Here is a 20,122-nt window from a genome sequence, read left to right on the forward strand (position 1 = left end):
CGCTCTGCGCGGGTGTCCGAAGCCGACCGCACAAGTTTAGCGGATGCGCCTGAGAAACCTCCCCGTACGATGACTTGGTGACCACGTACTCCCCCACCGGCACCCAGGTGCACCTCCGTCGCGGCGACGTCACCGCGCAGATCTCGCAGGTCGGAGCATCCCTGCGCTCCCTGGCCATCGGCACCGTCGACCTCGTGCCGCCGTACCCCGCCGACGCGCCGACGCCGGCCTGCTCCGGAGTCGTGCTGACGCCCTGGCCGAACCGTGTGCGCGACGGTCGATGGAACGACGGCGACACCGTGCGGCAGCTCGCCATCACCGAACCGGCGAAGAACAATGCCAGCCACGGCCTGCTCCGCTTCAGCGCCTACGAGATCGACCAGACGGATGCCGCGGCCACCCTGACGGCGACGATCGTGCCGCAGACCGGCTACCCCTACCTGGTCGAGACCTCGGTCACCTATCTGCTGACCGACGCCGGCATCGAGGTCATCCATGTCCTCGTGAACCGGTCGGCCGAATCCGCGCCGGTCGCGCTCGGGACGCACCCGTTCGTCACGATCGGCGGTGTCGATCCGCATGACCTCGTGCTGCGGGTACCCGCGGAGACGGCATTCGACACCGACGAGCGGATGCTGCCCATCGGCACCCGGCCCGCCGATGCGGCGCTCCGCGAGGGGGTCAGGCTCGGCGATGTGACGCTCGACACCGGCTTCACCGACCTGAGTCGCGACGCGGACGGCCGCGTACGGCATTCGCTCACCGCTCCCGACGGCCGTCGCGTCACCCTGTGGCAGGGCGAGGGCTTCGACTACGTGCAGGTCTACACGACCACCGGCTATCCCGGTCAGGAGCTCGCGGTCGCCATCGAGCCGATGACCGCTCCCGCCGACGCGTTCAACAGCGGCCTCGGCATCCGCCACCTCGCACCCGGCGAGAGCTGGACCCTGCACTGGGGCATCGAGCTCGGCTGACGCTCGCCGCGGATCGGTTCACAATTCAGGAAGAACCGACCCATCGAGGGCTATGCGCAGATTCCATCCGCGAAGTTCCGCGACCGCTCGCCCGCCCGGGCTCCGGATTTCCTGAGTTATGAACCACTGGATCGCGGGCCGATCGGCCCGCGATCAGCGGCCAGCTACTCCGACGGGTGCTCGCGGAGCTCCCGACGGGTCAGCGGATGCGCGTGCGGCAGCACGGACTCGGATGCCGCGGCATCCGTCCCTGACTCCGAAGCATCGCCGGAACCGCTGCCGACATCACCGGTACCGGCCCGCTTCGCCCGCCGACGCTCACGCGCGCCCTCGACGAGGTTGTACAGCGTCGGCAGCACGATGAGCGTCAGGACGGTCGACGAGATGAGCCCGCCGATCACGACGATCGCGAGCGGCTGCGAGATGAACCCGCCGTGCCCGGTGATGCCGAGCGCCATCGGCGTGAGCGCGAAGATCGTCGCCAGTGCGGTCATCAGAATCGGACGCAGACGCTTCTCTCCACCGGCCATCACCGCGTCGGCGGTCGACAGGCCCTTCTCGCGGTACTGGTTGACCAGGTCGATGAGCACGATCGCGTTCGTCACCACGATACCGATGAGCATCAGCACCCCGATGAGAGAAGCGACACCGAGCGGCACACCGGTGACGATCTGCAGCAGGATCGCACCGGTCGCCGCGAACGGCACAGAGACGAGCAGCAGCAGCGGCTGACGCAACGACTTGAACGTCGCGACCATCACCACGTAGACGATCAGGATCGCGGCGAGCATGGCCAGCCCCAGCTGTGAGAACGAGTCGGCCTGCTGAGTCGCGACGCCGCCGACGGCGGCAGACGCTCCATCCGGCAGCTCGACAGCGGCGAGCGCCTCGTTGACCGAAGCGGTGGCGACGGCGAGGTTGTCGGAGGCCGGCGGCACCGTGACCGTCGCCGTGCGGCGCCCCTGCTCCGTGGAGATGGAGGTGGGCCCGTTGCGCTCCTCGACGGTGGCGATGTCCTGCAGCTGCACGAGGCCGAGCGGAGTCGGGATCGTGAGCGCACGCAGCGCATCCGCCGTCGCCGGCGGCTCGGATGCGGCGAGGTAGACGGTCAGCGCCGTGTCACCGATCTCGATCGAGCCGAGCTGTTCCGGACGCATCGTGTTCGACACGATGGAGCCGACCGCGACCTCGGAGAGGCCGCGTTCCGCTGCCGCCGCGCGATCGACGACGACCGCGATGTACGGCAACGACGCCGCAAGGTTGTCGGTGACCTGACCGACGCCGTCTCGTCCCTCGAGCTCGTCGACGACCGCTGACGTCGCGGTCTGCAGATCCTCGGAATTCGAAGCGGTGACGGTGATCTCGATATCACTGGATCCGAAGCCGGAGCTCGCCGCGACGGCGATCTCGCCGACATCCGACAGCGAATCGATCGCATCCTGCACGTCGGCGCGCAGCGCCTCCTGGTCGGCGTCGCCATCGGTCAGGACCGAGTAGGTCACACCGGCGCTTCCGGAGAACGCGTCGCGCAGCGCCGACCCGCTCGAGCCGATCGAGGCCTGCACGTGCTCGACACCGTCGACGCCGAGCAGCGCCTCCTCGACGGCGATCGCCGCGTCGGACTTCGCCTCCAGGCTCGCGGTCGGACCGAGATCCTGCGTGACGCGCATCGTGTTCTGACCGGAGTCGCTGAGGAAGTTCACCTTCATCAACGGCGCTGCCGCGAGGGTGGCACCGAGCACGACGACGGCGAGGATCACCGTGACCGCCGAGTGCTTCAGAGTCCAGCCGAGGATCGGGCGGTACATGCGCTGCAGCGGCGTCGGCGGGGCGTCCGGATGCTCCGGATCGATGGCCTTGCCGTTCTCGTCGAGCAGCTCCTTGCCCGGCCGGAGGAACCAGTAGGCGAGCACCGGGACGATCGTCAGCGAGACCAGCAGCGAGGCGATCATCGCGATCGACACCGTCACCGCGAACGGACGGAAGAGCTCGCCGACCATGTCGCCGACGAACACGATCGGCAGGAACACGGCGACCGTGGTGATCGTGGAGGAGGTGACCGCCATGGCGACCTCGCGCACGGCGAGCCGGATCGCGTCCCCCTTGTCGGCGTCTCCGACGTAGTGCCGCTTGATGTTCTCGATGACGACGATCGAGTCATCCACGACGCGACCGATCGCGATCGTCAGCGCACCGAGCGTGAGGATGTTCAACGAATAGCCGAACGCCTGCAGACCGATGAACGTGATCAGCACCGACGTCGGGATGGAGATCGCCGTCACCAGCGTCGATCGGATCGACAGCAGGAAGACGAGGATGATGATCACCGCGAAAGCGAGCCCGAGCAGACCCTCGGTGGCGAGCGTCTCGATCGACTGCACGATGAACGGCGCCTGATCGAAGATCACCGTGAACTCGGCATCCGGGAACGCCTTGCCGATCTCGTCGAGTGCCGCGAGCACGCCCTGGGAGACCTCGACGGTGTTCGCCGCCGGGAGCTTGGTGATCGAGATCGAAAGCGCGTCCTCGCCGTCGACCCGGGAGATGGACGAGACCGGGTCGGATTCCTGCGCGACCGTCGCGACGTCGCCGATCGTCGCCGCGGAGCCGACCAGCGGGAGCGCCGCGAGTTCTTCGACGGAGGTGATCTTCGCACCCGTCTGCACGGTGAGCGTCTGGCCGTTCTCGGTGATGTCACCGCCGGGGAAGAGCGTGCCGTTCTGCTGCAGCGCCTGACTGATCGCCTGCGTGCTGAGGCGCTGTTCCGCGAGGGCTGCGGCGTCAGGGGTGATGGTGATCCGCTGGCCGATGCCGCCGACGATCTGTGCGGCGTTGACGCCGTCGACGTCTTCGAGGTCGGGGATCGCGACGCGCTCGAGTTCGGCCTGGGCGTTCTCGGCGTCGTCGAAGCCGGTGACGGCGACCTGGATGACCGGGAAGTCATCGATCGCCACGGCGAGCACCTGCGGGCTCACATCGTCGGGAAGCTGCTGCCCGACCCGGTTGATCGCCTGCTGGATCTTCTGCTCGGCCGTCGCGAGATTCGTGCCGTACGCGAATGTCGCCTGCACGATCGAGGCGTTCGTCGTGCTCGTCGCCGTCGTCGATTCGAGTCCTGGCACGCCCTGGATCGCCGACTCGATGGGCGTGGACACGTCGTTCTCGACGACCTCGGGCGAGGCACCGGGATACGTGGTCATCACGATCAGGTTGGGCAGCTCCAGCGACGGGATGAGCTCCTGCTTGAGGTTCGTCAGCGCGAGGCCGCCGAACACCGCGGCGACGATCGTGATGAGTGCGATGAGCGCGCGGTTCTTGAGGCTCAGGACGGCGAGGTTCGACACGGCTGTTCTCTCTCGGTCGGATCAGGCGGATGCAGGTGCGGATGCGGTGGGTGCGGATGTGAGGATGCCGGCGAGGGCGTCGCGGATGAGGCTCTCGTCTAGCGGCTCGTCGTGGATCTGTGCGTGCCAGAGTACGCCGTCGATGAAGACGGCGGCCGCCCTGGCACGGTCGGTTCCGTGAACGGGAGCGATGAAGGCGACGACCTCGTCCGACCAGTGCCTGGCGAGCTCGCGCACGCGAGGATCGTGCACGGCTGCGGTGACGACGGCACGGTCCGCCTGGACGGCACGCGCGTCTTCGAGCCCCCCGTGGATGAGACGCGCGAGCCCTGCCGGTGTGACGCCGTCGGCGATCACGGCCTGCCGCGTGATGTCGATACGCAGCTCGACTTCGGCGGCGAGCGCATGCAGAGCGGCGTCGCGGAGGTCGTCGAGCGTGGCGAAGTACTGGGTCGTGGCGCCGAGCGGCACCCCAGCGCGGGCGGCGACCTTGCGGTGCGTGATCGCGTCGACGCCGATCTCGACGATCAGCTCGGAGGCGGCGGCGACGATCTCGCGTCGGCGCGCCTCAGGGTCGCGTCTCCTGCGCGTCACCGCATCCGGCATCACCCACCCCCTTCTGTACATTTGTACATTCACTGCGCTTGGAGAACGCTGAGAGGCGAAGTTCACGCCTTTCGACCGCCCCGCTCAGGACATTCGTCTCTGTCTCCGCGACACCGTCCTCCGGAGAATGGGAAGGCATGGTCTCGTTCCCCCCAGGAGGCCGGTTCCCGGAGGTCCCCCATGGTCGCAAGGCCTCGTTTCCCGTTCGCACTTCTCGCAGCCGCCATCGTGTTCACCGCGGCGCTGGCAGGGGCCGCACCCGCCGCGAGCGGCACGACCGGCTCGACGGCGCCGGCGGTCAGCATTCTGGATGACGATCCGACGATGATCCTCGGGTGGGCGTCGCACGACCTGCCCACGATGGCCACGGAAGAAACCGCCTTCGGCAGGAGCAACGGGATGCTCTCCACCTACGTCGATTTCGTGCAGTCTCCTGGATTCCCGCACGACGACGTCGATGCTGCCGAGGCCCGCGGCTCGGCCCTGCTGATCGCCTGGGAACCATGGGACTGGAATCGGCCCGCCGATCAGCAACCTGAGTTCGCCCCGCGCCGGATCGCCGCCGGCGAGTTCGACACCCAGCTGACGGCGTGGCTGACCCAGGCCGCGCAGCGCACCGCCGACGCGGAGATCATCGTGCGCTTCGCTCCCGAGATGGACGACTCGAGCCGCCCCTGGTCGAGCGGCACGGCCGCCGGGAGCAGCACACCGGCGGAGTACATCGCGATGTGGCGTCACGTGTACGCGATCAAGCAGGCGGTCGCGCCCGAGGTGGTCTTCCTCTGGAATCCTCTGAACTACGGAGCCGGGCCGCATCCCTTCGAGTCGTACTTCCCCGGATCTGCGCATGTCGACGCTCTCGCGCTCGACGGCTTCAACTGGGGCTACGTCCGGACGGGCTCGGCCGGGTGGCAGAGCCCGGAGGACGTCTTCGGGTTCTCGACTCCGAACGGCCCGGTGCCGAGGCTCAAAGCGCTGGCCGGCGCGAAGCCCTGGGGCATCGCCGAAGTGGCATCCGCCCCCGACGACCCCGCCGATTTCCAACTGGGAGGCCCCGGTTACGGGGCCTGGGGCACGTGGGTGCACCAATGGCCCGCGAACCCGCCGTACGAACAGACGCCACAGGATTGGATCACCCAGGAAGGCTGGTCGCGGATGCTGATCGAGCGGGCGAGCGACGCCGGGGCCTCCTTCGTCGGCTTCTTCCACACTGTGAAGGAGACCGACTGGCGCCTCACGGACACTCTCGTCGGCCGCGACGTGTTCGACGACGCCTCGTAGCCGCGCTCCTTTCGCCCGGCGCCATAGAATTACGCAGGGCCACGACGGCTTCCGAGAGGGTGGACATGGTCAATCTCAACCAGCTCGAAGTGCTCGTCACGGTGGTCGAGGCGGGCGGTTTCTCCGGGGCCGCGAAGAAGCTGTACATGAGTCAGCCGTCGGTCTCGACCCACGTGCGAAACCTGGAGACGTCGCTCGGCGTGCCTCTCGTCGAACGCACGACGCAGGGCGCACGCGCGACAGCCGCCGGCACGGTCGTCGTCGATCACGCCCGCCGGATCTTCGCCCTGCTCGCGGCGCTGGAACAAGACGTCGCCGCATTTCAGGGGCCGGACGCGGGGCGCCTCACCGTCGCCGGCACGACGACCCTCGGCACGTACCTGCTGCCGCGCCTGGTCGCACAGTTCAGCGCTCGCGCACCGCGCGTCGATTGCCAGATCCGGGTGGGCAACGAGGATGCCGTCGAGGGATGGGTCATCCGCGGCGACGTGGCTCTCGGCCTCTCGATCGGCCTGCCGCGCGAACAGCTTGAGGCTGAGCCGCTACTCACCGAGGAGATGGTGCTCGTCGCCGCCTCCGGTTCACCGCTGGCAGGGCGCACGCTGCAGGCGATCGAGCTCTCAGGGCAGCGTTTCCTCGTGCGAGAGCAGGGATCAGCGACCCGTCGACAACAGGAGGAGATCCTGCGCACCTGGGGCCTCGAGACCGCAGCGCGCTGGGAGATGTGGGGCCCCGATACCCTCAAGGAAGCCGCGTCCGCCGGCCTTGGCGTCGCGCTGCTCTCGGAGCACGCGACAGCACGTGAGCGCGCGATTGGAGACCTCGTCGCCCTTGACATCACCCCGGCACCGCCCGGGCGAACGGTGTCGCTGATCCGGCGGGCCGATCGGGTACTGACCCCGCCGGAGGAGGCCTTCGTCACGCTTCTTCGCAGCATGGCGCACTGGCCGACCTGAAGACTCGATCCGATCGCCGGATCGTTTGCGATGCAGGAGGTGCATCCGCGAGCTTCCTCACGGATGCACCGTTGCGCGGAATAGATCAGTATCGGATGCAGGCCGAGCGCAGATCCGTGTAGAACTGCCAAACCTCCGGTGAGCACTCGGGCGCTCCGAGCTGAGAAGCCTTGGCACCCATGTGAGGCAGATGCGAGTATGCACCGACACCAGGACGGTTCACGTGCAGCATCCCGGCCTGGAACTCCTGCAGCGCCTGGAAGATGCGCGATGGGTCCTGCGTGAAGATCGTTCCGGACATGCCGTACTTGACGGAGTTGCTGATGCGCATCGCGTCGTCGTAGCCGTCGCACGTGATCACGGAGAGTACCGGCCCGAAGACCTCCTCCTGTGCGAGCTCGGAGTCCCAGGCGACATCGTCGAGAATGGTCGGCTTGATGAAGAATCCCGGAGTGTCGAGCTCCGCGGCCTCTCCACCGGCGACGACCTTCGCGCCGTCTGTGATGGCGCGCTCGATGGCGGTGATGCAGGCCTGGTGACGCTCCTCGTTGACCACAGGGCCGATGTCGGACCAGCTCTGATCCCCGCGGCCGATCTTCATGGCCCGCACGCGCGGCGCGAGACGCTCCAGAAGAGCGTCGTGCACCTTCGCGTCGACGATCACGCGGCTCGTGGCGCTGCAGCGCTGCCCGCTCTGGCCGAACGCGCCATGGATGATCGCCTCGACGGCGGCGTCGAGGTCGGCATCATCGAGGACGAGGAGGGCGTTCTTGCCGCCGAGTTCGAGCTGGGTGCGCATGAGGCGGTCGGCGCCGGCGCGGTTGATCGCCTGACCGACCGGTAGCGAGCCGGTGAACGAGATGCCGGCGACGCGGGGGTCGTTGACGATCGCCTCCCCCGCTTCGCGGTCGCCCTGGATCAGGTTCAGCACGCCGGCCGGAACGCCCGCGTCGTGGAAGGCTTGCACGAGCAAGGCCGAGGTCCACGGGGTCAGCGGAGACGGCTTCAGCACCGCGCCACAGCCCGCGATCAACGCGGGAGCGATCTTCCACATCGGGATCGCGACGGGGAAGTTCCACGGCGTGATCAGGCCGACGACGCCGAGCGGGCGGCGGAATGTCATCACGATGGTGCGCGGCTCCTCAGCAGGAGTCGTGACACCGTTGATGCGTCGCGCCTCGCCGATGGTGAAGTCGAGGATCGCCAGGGAGCGGGTAACCTCGCCGCGAGCCTCGTTGAGACGCTTGCCCTGCTCGCGGGTGATCGCCGCAGCCAGGATGTCGATCCGGTCCTCGATGATACGGGCGGCGCGGGTGAGCACCTTCGCTCGTTCGATGGGGCCGATCGCATCCCACTCGATGCGAGCGCGTTCGGCGGCGTCGACCGCCGTTGTCACATCGGCGGTGACCGACTCGGTGAACTCGCCGATGACGTCGTTCAGGTCCGCCGGGTTGATGTTGCGTCGGGTGTCGCCGCTGACGCTGGCGCGCCACTGTCCGTCGATGTAATTGAGGAGGTGGTCGGGATCGGGGCTATGCGTCACGGCATATCCGACCACGGTCGAAGGTTTCGGATCGATACTCACGTCAGTCACTTCAAGCTCCTGAGTTCGGGGGTCAGTTCGGGCGGACGGCGATGCGCGGAGCGACGGCGGTGCGTGCGACGGCGACGGCTTCGTCGATCTCGTTCAGCGGAAAGGCGTCGGGGATGAGATCGGAGAACAGGTGCTGCACAGAGGTGCGCTGCAGAAAATCGACGGCCTCGACGAGGTCGTCGATCCGGTAATTGTGGCTGCCCACAACGGTGGTCAGGTTCTTCACGAAACCACTCGGCTCGAAGATGATCTCCGGGGCGGGCGACACAGAGCCGACCATCGCGATGCGGCCGCCCATGGCGACCACCTGGAACGCAGACTGCACGGCACGACTGTTGCCGGAGAGCTCGAAGATCACGTCAGCGCCCAGGCGCCCGGTCGTCTCCGCGAGGTCCTCGGGCGCGACGGTGGCGGTCGCACCGAACTGCGCGGCCAGCTCGCGTCGGGCGGGATCGACGTCGACAGCGATGACGGTCTCGACGCCGCGATCCTTCGCATAGGCGACGGCTGTCAGCCCGAGCATCCCGCATCCGAGCACGACGACGACATCGGAGGCGTCGAGCTCGACCCGGCGTGCGGCGCAGGTCACTGTCGCCGTGGCGCAGTTCGCGGGAGCGGCCAGCTCCGCGGGAAGGTCTTCGGGCACCGGAACCAGACCGGTGCCAGCGATGAGGTGGCAGTGCGAGGCAAAGCCGCCATTGAGCTTCCAGTGGTCATCCATCGCCTCGTGGCCGTACTTTCGGACGCTCTCGCACTTCTGCGGGATGCCGCGCAGGCATCGGCGGCACTCGCCGCACGAGGTGCCGATGGTCCAGGTGACTCGAGTTCCGATGGCGAGGGCCGCCCCATCAGGACCCGAAGCGCTGCCGCCGGTGGCGACGATGCGTCCGACGGCCTCGTGACCGAGAACGGTGGGCAGCGGAGTCGGGCGATCTCCCCCGATGGTGTGCAGGTCGCTGCCGCAGATGGTCGCGAGTTCAATCTCGACCAGCACCTCACCGGGACGGAGTACGGGCAACGGCTGGCTGTCGACCGAGAAACCCTCGTCGACTCCGGACCAGACTGCGGCTGCGGCCGTGGGCGTCGCCTCTCGGGTGTCCGTGGCCTGTTCAGTGACGTCTTCGTCGGTGTTCATCGCTGCTCCTCAGCGCTCTCTTCGAGCGATCGTACGCTTGCGTTCATGGAGTGCGGGCCCCGGGACGGAATGCTCCCGGGACCCGCAGTTGTCATCGCCGGATCGTCGCCGCCACGAGGGCACTGCAGGTACAGGCGACAGCGACGATCGGGAAGATCAGGCCTGCGTCTCCGCCGTTGTGGTCCATGATCGCCCCGATGATCGGCTCTGCGGCACCTGCGAACAGGTAGGCGAAGAAGTTCACTGCACCGATCGCGGTGCCCGCCATCACCTTGCCGGCGAGATCGGGGCAGAGGGCCCAGAACGAAGACTGAGGACCATAGATGAAGAACCCGCAGAGGAAGAGCAGGACGATGCCGAGCAGCGGGCCGGGGTTCAGCAGCCACATCGCCAGAGCCGAAACGGCGCCGAGAGCCATGAAGAGCATGATCGGACGGTCGCGGCGAGAGCCGAAGAGGCGGTCGGACAGCTGACCGTTGACCAGAGCGCCGACGGCCATGCCGACCGGCAGCGACAGCGAGATCCACAGACCGCCCGGGGTCGATTTCCATTCGTCGCCGAGGAAGAACACCGGCACCCAGATGAGCATGCCGTAGCGAGCGGCGTTCTGGAACCCGATCGCGACACCGGTGAGCCAGATCTTGGGGATGCCGAGCACGGTCTTGTAGCGGGTGAGTGAGGTCAGCGTCTCTGCCGGCACCTCGACGGTCGCGTGCGACGACGTCGTCGTCAGAAGGGGCTTCTCGGCCTCATCGGCGTCCTTGGTGAAGCGCTCAGGCGGAATGACGCCCGCCTGCTTCGGGGTGTCGCGGGCGACGAAGTAGAAGGTGATTCCACCCACGAGCATGAGCAGCACCGGCAGGCGGAACAGCCACTGCCAGTCGAGCTGGAACGTCGACACCACGAGCGTCGAGGTACTGAAGACGAGCACCGACGAGCATCCGGCAGCCAGCGTGTAGAACCCGAAGGTCTTGCCGCGTTCGGAGTGGCTCCACCAGTTGGAGATCACCCGCCCGCCTGCAGACCAGCCCATCGCCTGGACGAAGCCATTCGCCCCGAGCACCGTCGCCATCGCGGCGGGCGAGCCCATGAAGCTGGCGATCACGCAAAAGATGGTCGAGCTGATCGAGCCGACGGTCGCGAGCCTGCGACCCCCGAACTTGTCGGCCAGGTTGCCGTTGACCATCTGACCGACGGCGTAGGCCCAGAGCGCCACGCCGCTGATCATTCCGACGGTGGCCTTGGTCCAGCCGAACTCCTCCTGGATGCCGGGGATCGCGAAGCCGAAAGCCTGGCGGCCCGTGTAGAAGAACAGATACATGAACATCGCCGCGAGCAGCATCTGCCACGCCTTCTTGCGGAAGGAGTGCTCATCGAGCTGCTTACCGGGCGCCATTGCCCGGTCGGTCATAGTCGACATTGTCTAGCCAATCTCCGAGTCGCCTGCGCCCTTCGTCGGACGCAGACTGGGGTAGGGGTTTTCTTAGGCGACGGCGAGTTCAGCCGCGTTTTCGTTCTGGGTCACCAGGGTGGTGGCGACCCAATACGCGTCGTAGTTGTGGATGTAGGCGGTGCGACCCCACGGCTCGTCGAGTTCGGCGGGACGCGGCAGCTCGCGGTTGATGATGAACGGGATCTGGAGTTCGCCGAGTGCACCGTGCGAGCGCAGCGGGGCGTCGAGACCAGTGAGGTCGTGCCAAGCGGCGTAGCGGCCGACGGCGGTTCCCTCCTCGCCGAGGACGATGATGTCGCCGATACGGTCGGCAGGCATCGAGAACGTCGACGCGGCCTCTTCGCGGGTGACGGCGACCTGCACACCGGGGATCTGGCGGAGCGCTTCGATGGTGGAGTCGCGGTCAGCGCCCTCAGGAAGGTAGACCGAGGCGAACGAACCCAGCGCGCCGTGGTGCACTGTGTACGGGTCGGTGATGGGGAGGATGACCCGCAGCCCGTCGGAGCCCGGCTCGGCACCGGTGGTGCCGAGGATCCTGCGGACCTCGTCTTCGACGAAGAGCACGTTCGGCTTGCCGGCCGCGTCGGTCTTCGCGCTCATACCGTGATCGGCAGTGAGAACGACGATCGCGCCGAGCGCCTCGAGTTCGGCGGCGTAGCGGTCGATCTCGGCGTAGAGGTCATTCGCCGCCTCGGTGCCAGGGGCGTTCTTGTGCTGGATGTAGTCAGTCAGAGACAGGTACATGATGTCGGCGCCGCGGGTGCGCAGGATCTCGACGCCTGCGGCGAGCGCGAAGATCGACAGGTCTGCCGAGTAGACGCTGGCCAACGGAAGTCCGACGAGCTCGAGCACGTTGTCGATGCCGTTGTCTTCGATCGTGGCCTGGTCGGCCTTCTCGGCGGAGAAGCAGATGCCCCTGCGGCTCGGCTCGACGAATTCCCCGCTGCCCTCGAGACTGGGGCCCGCCTCGACGACGCCGGCGCCCAGCAGGCGACGCAGCTTGTCCTTGGCGGTGACGATGACCACGTCGAGCCCGGCTTCGTTCGCCGCACCGAAGATGGTGGGGACGCGGAGGAACTTCTTGTCATTCATCAGCACCTCTTCGCCGGTGGAGGTGTCGAAGATGTAGTTTCCGCTGATTCCGTGCACTGCCGGCGGGTGACCGGTCGCGATCGAGATGTTGTTCGGGTTGGTGAGCGCGGGCATCGCGCAGTGCGCCTCCCACGAGCTCGCGTTCTTTTCGAGAACGCTGGCGAGCCACGGCATCCGACCGGCCTTGATGGCCTCGATGTGGTAGTCGGGCTCGCTGCCGTCGATGCAGATGACGACGACCGGAGCCGAAGGCTTGGTGTACGTGCGGTCGTTGACGGTGAACGTCTCAGCAGTCACGGGTGGCTCCTCAGATTCAGGTGATTCGGATGTCACCCACTCTGCGCTCACCGCAGCAGGCCCGGAACCCCGAACGGGGCTATGGGAGCGATAGCCACAACGGTGCTACCTCTGCGCGACGTCGGTCCCCTGACCCGCGAAACGACGCGCAGCCCCGATACTCGCGGACGCGCGCACGCCCGAGTTACGCGACCTGCCCCCGCGCGAAGTACTCGACCAGCTCGGGATCGAGCGACGGAACGTCGATCGCGGAGCCGTCAGAGCGCAGTGACTGCGTCGCGAGAATTCCGGCCGCCACCGCTTCCCGCGCCGCAACCGGCGAGGTCTCGGTGAGCCCGCCGTCACGGACGAACCGGAGGAATTCAGCGACCAGCAGAGCGTCGGCACCATCGTGCCCCGCGTCCGGGACCTCGGGCACGATGAAGGTCTCGTCGGCCTCGGCCGCGCCACGGTGACGGCGGTTCCAGAGCTTGACCTCGCTCCCCGCGGTGTCGCCGAAGTTCTCGATGCGCCCCGCGGTGCCGATGACGGTGTAGTTGCGCCAGTAGTCCGGCGTGAAGTGGCATTGCTGATACGAGGCCATGATCCCGCCGGTCAGCCGCATGTTCACCATCGAGATGTCCTCGACGTCGATCACCGGGTGCAGACCCGTGAGCGAGGTGGGCGGCCAGTTGTCGACACTGAACCAGTCCGGCATCCGCTCGCCGGTGCGCTCGCGACGATCGGTGATGTCTCCGTAGACGCTGAGCTCACCCATCGCGGCGACCTGCTCGGTGTAGGCGCCGGCCAGCCAATGGATGATGTCGATGTCGTGCGCGCCCTTCTGCAGGAGCAACCCGGTGGTGCGGCGACGGTCGGCGTGCCAGTCCTTGAAGTAGAAGTCCCCGCCGTGGCCGACGAAATGACGCACCCAGACGGCCTTGACGTCACCGATGCGCCCGTCCTGGATGAGGTCGCGCATCAGCGTGATCACGGGCATGTGCCGCATGTTGTGACCGATGTACAACCGACTGCCTGTGCGGCGGGCAGTCTCGAGCATCGCGTCGGCGTCGGCGAGATGGATCGCGAGCGGCTTCTCGCAGAAGACGGCGACGCCCGCTTCGAGGGCGCGGATGCTGAGGGCTGCGTGCGTGTCGTCCGGCGTGAGCACCATCACGGCGTCCACCCCTGAGGCGAGCAGTTCGTCGAGTGAATCCGTGACGAGTGCGTCCGGCACGAGGCGACGTGCATCGTCACGGGCGCGCTCTGAGGGGTCGCAGATCGCAGTGATGCGCGATCCCTCGCCCGGTCGCTGCACCTCCTCTCGGAGAGAGGCGCGCGCGCCGAAGCCGATGATGCCGATCTTGAGATCCACGATGGTCCTTCTGGGAGTCGATTGTGAGGGAAAGGGCGAGACCGTCACCGGGAGCGGGACGGGGGTGCGTCGAGATCTGTCGACGCACCGGGGAAGAGCGACCACTCGAACTCGTGAAGCTGTCCGCGCGGCGGGTCCTTCGCGAGAGCGCAGTCGACGAGGATGCGCGCGTGACGCTCATAGAAGTCGGTGGGGCCGACGGTGGTGAGCGTCGGCGCGATGAGACGGGCATCCGGGGTGTTGCCCACACCGATCACCGCGACGTCATGCGGCACGCGCAGGCCGAGCATGTGCGCCGCGTTGATCGCAGCGATCGCGGCGAAGTCGGTGGTGGCGTAGATCGCGGACGGCCGGTTCTCGCCCGTGAGCAAGCGAACCGCGGCGGCGAAGGCGCTCGCCTGCGTCTCCGTGTAGGTCTCCGTCCACGACGGAGCCGGGTCGATGCCGGCATCCCCCATCCGCTGCACATAGGCCGAGTACCGCGTGCGCTGGGTCGCCGAGAGCGTGACGGCGGCCTCGGCGGCGAGGCATCCGATCGCGGTATGCCGCTCGAGAAGGTGATCCATGGCGATCTCGCACCCGGGAAGGGCATCGGAGCGGACGACATCGAACCCCTCGGGTTCGAGGTGCTCAGAGAAGACGACGAGGCGCTGGCCGCGTTTGACCAGATCGTTGATCCTCGTGCGGGTCTGCTCGTCGGATCCGATGGCGTCGAGAAAGGCGACATCGCTTTCGAGACGGTCGAGGGCCGTGTACCAGTCGCCGTCGGCGAGGATGAGAGTGGTCAGGCCGTGCCGGTTCGCCTCGGCGTTCACGGCGTCAGCCACCGCCAGAGACCACGGGTCGCTGAGCATGTGCAGCGAGAGCTGCACGGTGCCGCTGCGACCGGTCCGGATGGTGCGCGCGGCACTGTTCGGGCGGTAGTTGAGCGCTTCTGCCGATGCGAGGACACGCGCCGCCGTCGCCTCGGCGACGCCCGGACCCGCGGCGCCCGCACGTCCCGAGAGAACGTACGACACCGTCGCCGTCGACACCCCGGCATGCTCGGCGACCATCCGAAGCGTCGGACGACGCGATTCCTGTTGTCTCCGCCCCGCCACGGTCAGCCCTTCGATCCGCTGAACGCGATGCCCTGGATGAACTGTCGCTGCAGGATCATGAACGTCACCAGCATCGGCAGGGTCGCCAGCAGTGCGCCCGCCATCAGCACCGGGTAGTCGGTGCCGTGGATCCCGACGATCTGCGAGAGCCCGACCGAGAGCGGCATCTTGGCGGGGTCGGTCGTCACGATCAACGGCCAGAGCAAGTCGTTCCACGACCAGAGCACAGTGAACACCACGAGAGCGATGATGCCAGGCTTCGCCAGCGGAACCATGATCTGCCAGAACGTCTGCCACGGATTCGCTCCGTCGATGCGCGCCGCCTCTTCGAGTTCGGCAGGCATCGACATGAAGAACTGACGCATCAGGAACGTCCCGAAGGCGCTGAAGATACCGGGCACGATCAGAGCTTGCAGCGTGTTCAGCCAGCCGAGCGCCTGGATGATCTCGTACTGCGGCAGCAAGTACAGCTGTGACGGCACCATGAGCACCGACAGGAACACGACGAACAGCGCGTTGCGTCCGGGGAACGGAATGCGCGCGAAGGCATAGCCCGCCATCGTGCAGAGCACGACCTGGCCGATCGTGCGGCCGACGGTGAGCAGCACCGAGTTCGCGAACATCTGCGCGAACGGCATCGACTCGAACACTTCCGCGAAGTTCGTGAAGACCCATTCGCGGGGCAGGAAGCTCGGGGGCACCTGAACCGAGTCGGACAGCGTCTTGAACGAGGTCAGCAGCTGCCAGATGAAGGGGAAGACCATCAGCACCGCCCCGACGGCGAGTACGACGTGCACGATCCAGATCGCGCGGTTCTTCGGCTTTCCCGCGCGGCGATCCTCGCCGGCGGGGGAGGCGCCGACCACGGCGCGCGTGTCGAGCGAGACGTCACTCATAGTGCACCCACTTCTTCTGCAGGCGGAACTGCACGACCGTGAGCAGCAGGATGATCACGAGCAGCAAGAAGGCGACGGCGGCCGCGTACCCGCGGTCGTTGTCGAGGAAACCCGCTTCGTAGAACAGATAGACCACCGTGCGGGTGTTCGGCATCGCAGGGTTGCTGCGGCCGAGCATCATGTAGATGAGGTCGAACACCTGCAGGGCGCCGATCACGCTGATGACGCTCACGAAGAAGATCGACGGCGACAGGAGCGGAATCGTGATGGAGATGAACTTGCGCACGGGGCCAGCGCCATCCAGGTCCGCGGCCTCCATGATCGTGTCGGGAATGCCCTGGAGTCCGGCGAGGAAGATGACGATGTTCGTGCCGAGCCCCGCCCAGATGCCGACGACGGCGATCGCGATCAGTGCCGTGTTCGGGTCGGTGAGCCAGCTGCGCCCGTCGATCCCGATGGCGCCGAGTCCGGCGTTGAGCACGCCGTAGTCGCCGTTGTAGATCATTCGCCACACCAGCGCGATCGCGGCGGGCATCGTGACGACGGGGATGAAGTAGAGCGTCCGGTATGCGCTTCGCCCCTGGAGTCCTGTGGTGTTCAGAAGCGCGGCGATCGCGACGGCGAGCGGGATGCCGATCAACGCGATCACCGTGTACAGAGCGGTGTTGCGGAGGGCCCCGATCAGCTCGGGGTCCTGGAAGAGCCGCGCGTAGTTCTCGATCCCCACCCATTCGGCGCCGCCGAACGGTCCGGATTTCGTGAAGGAGATGATGAGGGTGCGCACGGTCGGCCAGAGGTAGAAGACCGCGATACCCAGCGCTGTGGGGCCGATGAACACCAGTGCCCACCATGGGGAGGCTCCGGGGCTGCGCCGGCGGCGGCGGATGCCGGGGCTGGGGGCCTCCGGCATCCGCTCTGCCGACGTGCCGGCGCGAGACGCGACGACGCTCATATGTCGTTACTCCTGCTCCGCGTCCAGCGCGGCCTGCATCTTCTCGGCGAGGTCCTTGAGTCCGGCCTCAGGGGTGACCGCACCCGACCAGACCTGCGAGAGGATCTCGCTTTCGAGGCTCGTCCACGCCGAGGTGTTCTTCGAGACCGGGTACGGGACGGCCGTCTCGAGCGCGTCGATGTAGACCTGCAGGTCGTACTGCGGCAGCGCGTCGACCCAGCCCTGCTGAGTGCCATTGAAAGCGGGGATCACCGTACCGGTCTCGGCCTGGATCTTCGCCGCTTCCTCACCGCTCGCGAACGCCGCGAACGCCTTCGCCTCGGCCAAGTGCGGGCTCTTCGCGTTGGCGACGTTGCCCACGCCGTGGATCACGCTCTGGTTTCCCTCGGCGCCAGCGGGAAGGGGAGCCACATCGACCTTGTCGGCGATGTCGGCGTTATCACCGTAGGCGATCGCCGCCCACGAGCCGTTCTGGAACATGGCCACCTTGCCCGAGAGGAAGAAGTCCTCCGGGTTCGTGTCGGTCATCTGCTGCGCCGTCGGCGACGATCCGGCCGCGATGAGGTCGGTCCACAGCTCGATGCCGGCGAGAGCCTCCGGCGTGCCGTAGCCCGTCTCGGTGCCATCCGCCGAGACGACCTCGCCGCCGGCCTGGGCGATCGAGTTGTAGAAGTTCTCCTGCCCGTACTGGCTGGCAGCGATGCCGAACTGGCCCTTCGCCGGGTCGGTGAGCTTGCCCGCCGCGGCGGTGAAGTCATCCCAGGTCCAGCCCGCGGTCGGGTACTCGACACCGGCCGCGTCGAAGAGTTCCTTGTTGTACCAGAGGGCGACGGTGTCGAAGTCCTTGGGAGCGCCGAAGAGCTTGCCGTCGTACGTGTAGAGGTCGACCAGACCCTCGGGGTAATCGGCGGTGTCGACTCCGGCGTCGTCGAGAGGCGCGAGCTGGCCGTTCGACGCGTACAGCTGGAAGTTCGGGCCGTTCATCCAGAAGACGTCGGCGGCCGATCCACCGGTGGCCGCGGTCTGCAGCTTGGTGAAGTACTCCTTGTACGGCGTGACCTGGATGTCGATCGTGACGTTCGGGTTCTCCTTGGTGAATGCGGCCGCGATCTCCTCCATCGCAGGCTTCTGGTTCTCATCCCAGATCGCATAGCTGAGGGTGACGTCGCCGCCCCCGGAGGATCCTTCGCCCCCGGTCGAGGACGAGCATGCGCTGAGCGCGAGGACGGCTGCCACTGAGGCTGCGAAGGCGCCGAGGGTGCGGCGGGAAAGGCGGGCCATGGGTGTCTCCTTTGACGGTGCTACGGGTGCGAGGGGGGATCACTCGGGTCTGTGATCGATCGTGTTAAACGATTAGCAAGGAGAGTAGCCCGCGCGGGCGACCTGCGCAAGGGCGGGTTCAGATCAGGGAACCGAGAGCGAGGCCGAGGCCCGCCCCGAGAAGCCCGAGCGCGAGCATCCCCACCGCGTTGAAGGCGGATGCCGGTCGCTCGCCGTCGCGCCAGAGTGCGACCGTGTCGAGCATCGCCGTGCTGAACGTCGTGTAGCCGCCGAGCAGGCCGGCGCCGAGGAGAAATGCCTGGTCAGGGAGAACAGCGGTGATGAGACCGAGCGCGAAAGAGCCGGTGATGTTCACCAGCAGAATCCCCCAGGGGAAGCGCCGCCCCGCCACCTTCCCGACGCCGAGATCGACGAGGTAGCGAAGTGTCGCACCGAGGCCTCCGGCGAGCGCGGCGCCGACGAACAGCAGCGGACTCATGACGTCGCCTCTGCACGAGGACGTCCGAGTCGGAGCCCGCCTGCCGCCGCAGCGAGGCCGAGCACGAGGGTGCCTCCGGCATAGGCGATCGCGATGAGCGGAGCATCCGCCCACAGCGCCACCGTCCCCGTCATGAACGCGCTATAGGTCGTGAACCCGCCGAGCAGACCGGTGCCGAGGAAGAGCCGCAGTCCGGTCGTGGCGGGAAGCCGAGCAGTGAGGATGCCGATCAGCAGGGCCCCGATGAGGTTCGCCATGAGCACCGCGACCGGGAAACCGCCGGCGTCCGGTACCGCGAGACCCAGCCCGAGTCGGGCCGCCGTTCCCACCGTGCCACCCGCGGCGACGAGCAGGACGCGAACGAGGGGGGCAATGTTCACGCCCGCCACTCTAGCCCGCCGGCCGATCTCGGTACGCCCTGGGTGCGTTCGCCACAGCCTCGAGCGTTCGCCAGATCGATGTCCGCTCCACGCCGGACACGCACACGAGATACTCGGTGACGGTGACCACCGGATCGCTCAGGTCGAGCATCACCAGGCGCGGGTCGTCGAGCATCTCATCTTCTGCGACGATGCCGATGCCCAATCCGGCCGCGACAGCGGCGAGGACGGCCTCTCGCGTATCGGCGACCATGCCGTACGACAGCTCGACCCCTGCGTCCGCGGCTGCTTCCTCCAGCGAGGCCCGTGTGACGCTGCCGCGTTCGCGTCCGATCAGCCGTTCCCCGGCGAGGTCGGCGAGCGCGAGCTTCTTCCCACCGGCCCTCGGGTGATCCGTGCGCACGACAGCCACGAGATCCTGCGCGCGGAGCGCAATGCGGTGCAGCGCCGGATCGTCCGGCACATCGGCCGCGACGCCCGCATCGGCACGACGGCTGCGCACGGCGTCGATCACCGCGGTCGAGTTCCCCGCAGTGACCTCGAACCTGGCGCCCGGATGATCGTGGCGCGCTTCGGCGAGCAACGGCATCAGGTACCCCGGCGCGTCAGCGGCGATCCGGAAGACCTCACCTCCGAGGTGGGCGGCATCCGCGAGGTGGCGCTCCGCGACGTCGGCGAGTTCGAAAAGCGGCCGAGTGATCTCGTGCAGAGCGGCGCCGACCTCGGTGGGAGCGCCCGTACGGCGATCGATGAGCTGCACGTCGCGAGCGCGTTCGAGCGCCGCCAGTTGCGCCGAGACGGCCGGCTGGGTGATACCGAGGAACCGCGCAGCGGCCGTGATGCTCCCGGACGCGACGATGGCCTCGAAGACTCGGAGCTGCGCGAGCGACATAAACAAATCTTATGTGCACATAACCTCACCCCGTGGAGTTCTCCGTCGTCGAGTCCT

Annotated in this window: 17 protein-coding genes; 3 read left to right on the forward strand and 14 right to left on the reverse strand. The window is 67.4% G+C overall.

Features of this window, described 5'->3' with window-relative positions; all coding sequences use genetic code 11:
* The first annotated feature begins 77 nt into the window (after window positions 1–77).
* Window positions 78–974, forward strand: a complete 897-nt coding sequence (locus LTA6_RS03690; RefSeq protein WP_407358661.1) for an aldose 1-epimerase family protein — start codon at window positions 78–80, stop codon at window positions 972–974.
* A gap of 164 nt (window positions 975–1,138) precedes the next feature.
* Here LTA6_RS03690 and LTA6_RS03695 read toward each other — a convergent pair whose 3' ends face one another.
* Together LTA6_RS03695 and LTA6_RS03700 are read right to left on the reverse strand one after the other, a co-directional pair.
* Window positions 1,139–4,318 carry an efflux RND transporter permease subunit gene (locus LTA6_RS03695; RefSeq protein WP_407358662.1) on the reverse strand — a complete coding sequence of 1,060 codons (3,180 nt, stop codon included), beginning with the start codon at window positions 4,316–4,318 and terminating at the stop codon, window positions 1,139–1,141.
* 21 nt (window positions 4,319–4,339) lie between these two features.
* On the reverse strand, window positions 4,340–4,945 hold the full coding sequence (locus LTA6_RS03700; protein WP_341976193.1) for a TetR family transcriptional regulator: 606 nt from the start codon (window positions 4,943–4,945) through the stop codon (window positions 4,340–4,342).
* Window positions 4,946–5,104: 159 nt separating this feature from the next.
* Between LTA6_RS03700 and LTA6_RS03705 the strand changes: the two genes are divergently transcribed.
* Window positions 5,105–6,205 carry a hypothetical protein gene (locus LTA6_RS03705; protein ID WP_341976194.1) on the forward strand — a complete coding sequence of 367 codons (1,101 nt, stop codon included), beginning with the start codon at window positions 5,105–5,107 and terminating at the stop codon, window positions 6,203–6,205.
* A gap of 65 nt (window positions 6,206–6,270) precedes the next feature.
* Window positions 6,271–7,161, forward strand: a complete 891-nt coding sequence (locus tag LTA6_RS03710) for a LysR family transcriptional regulator (RefSeq protein ID WP_341976195.1) — start codon at window positions 6,271–6,273, stop codon at window positions 7,159–7,161.
* Between the two features lie 85 nt (window positions 7,162–7,246).
* Here LTA6_RS03710 and LTA6_RS03715 read toward each other — a convergent pair whose 3' ends face one another.
* The 12 genes from LTA6_RS03715 to LTA6_RS03770 form a co-directional block, all read right to left on the reverse strand.
* The gene (locus LTA6_RS03715) at window positions 7,247–8,755 is read right to left on the reverse strand and encodes an aldehyde dehydrogenase family protein (protein WP_341976196.1); all 1,509 of its coding nucleotides are present in this window, start codon (window positions 8,753–8,755) and stop codon (window positions 7,247–7,249) included.
* Window positions 8,756–8,777: 22 nt separating this feature from the next.
* Complete coding sequence (locus tag LTA6_RS03720; protein WP_341976197.1) at window positions 8,778–9,890, reverse strand: zinc-binding dehydrogenase; 1,113 nt, start codon at window positions 9,888–9,890, stop codon at window positions 8,778–8,780.
* 91 nt (window positions 9,891–9,981) lie between these two features.
* Window positions 9,982–11,301 (reverse strand): MFS transporter, encoded by a 1,320-nt coding sequence (locus tag LTA6_RS03725; RefSeq protein WP_341976198.1) that lies wholly within the window; start codon window positions 11,299–11,301, stop codon window positions 9,982–9,984.
* A gap of 72 nt (window positions 11,302–11,373) precedes the next feature.
* The gene (phnA, locus tag LTA6_RS03730; RefSeq protein ID WP_341976199.1) at window positions 11,374–12,732 is read right to left on the reverse strand and encodes a phosphonoacetate hydrolase; all 1,359 of its coding nucleotides are present in this window, start codon (window positions 12,730–12,732) and stop codon (window positions 11,374–11,376) included.
* A gap of 184 nt (window positions 12,733–12,916) precedes the next feature.
* A complete protein-coding gene (locus LTA6_RS03735) occupies window positions 12,917–14,086 on the reverse strand; it encodes a Gfo/Idh/MocA family oxidoreductase (protein ID WP_341976200.1) in 1,170 nt (389 codons plus the stop codon).
* A 44-nt stretch (window positions 14,087–14,130) separates the two neighbouring features.
* Window positions 14,131–15,120, reverse strand: a complete 990-nt coding sequence (locus LTA6_RS03740; RefSeq protein WP_407358663.1) for a LacI family DNA-binding transcriptional regulator — start codon at window positions 15,118–15,120, stop codon at window positions 14,131–14,133.
* Between the two features lie 68 nt (window positions 15,121–15,188).
* Window positions 15,189–16,082 carry a carbohydrate ABC transporter permease gene (locus tag LTA6_RS03745; protein WP_407358664.1) on the reverse strand — a complete coding sequence of 298 codons (894 nt, stop codon included), beginning with the start codon at window positions 16,080–16,082 and terminating at the stop codon, window positions 15,189–15,191.
* Complete coding sequence (locus LTA6_RS03750; protein ID WP_341976203.1) at window positions 16,075–17,034, reverse strand: sugar ABC transporter permease; 960 nt, start codon at window positions 17,032–17,034, stop codon at window positions 16,075–16,077. The genes LTA6_RS03745 and LTA6_RS03750 overlap by 8 nt, the downstream gene beginning before the upstream one ends.
* Window positions 17,035–17,040: 6 nt before the next feature.
* Entirely contained in the window at window positions 17,041–18,315 is a 1,275-nt protein-coding gene (locus tag LTA6_RS03755) for a sugar ABC transporter substrate-binding protein (protein WP_341976204.1), read from the reverse strand.
* Between the two features lie 118 nt (window positions 18,316–18,433).
* The gene (locus tag LTA6_RS03760; protein WP_341976205.1) at window positions 18,434–18,793 is read right to left on the reverse strand and encodes a CrcB family protein; all 360 of its coding nucleotides are present in this window, start codon (window positions 18,791–18,793) and stop codon (window positions 18,434–18,436) included.
* Window positions 18,790–19,173, reverse strand: coding sequence for a CrcB family protein (locus tag LTA6_RS03765; protein WP_341976206.1), 384 nt, complete (start codon window positions 19,171–19,173; stop codon window positions 18,790–18,792). Before LTA6_RS03765 ends, LTA6_RS03760 begins: the two co-directional genes overlap by 4 nt.
* A gap of 10 nt (window positions 19,174–19,183) precedes the next feature.
* Window positions 19,184–20,065: a LysR family transcriptional regulator gene (locus LTA6_RS03770; protein ID WP_341976207.1), complete on the reverse strand. Its 882-nt coding sequence runs from the start codon at window positions 20,063–20,065 to the stop codon at window positions 19,184–19,186.
* Between the last annotated feature and the right edge of the window lie 57 nt (window positions 20,066–20,122).

This window comes from Microbacterium sp. LTA6 (genome assembly GCF_045690355.1).
Classification (GTDB): domain Bacteria; phylum Actinomycetota; class Actinomycetes; order Actinomycetales; family Microbacteriaceae; genus Microbacterium.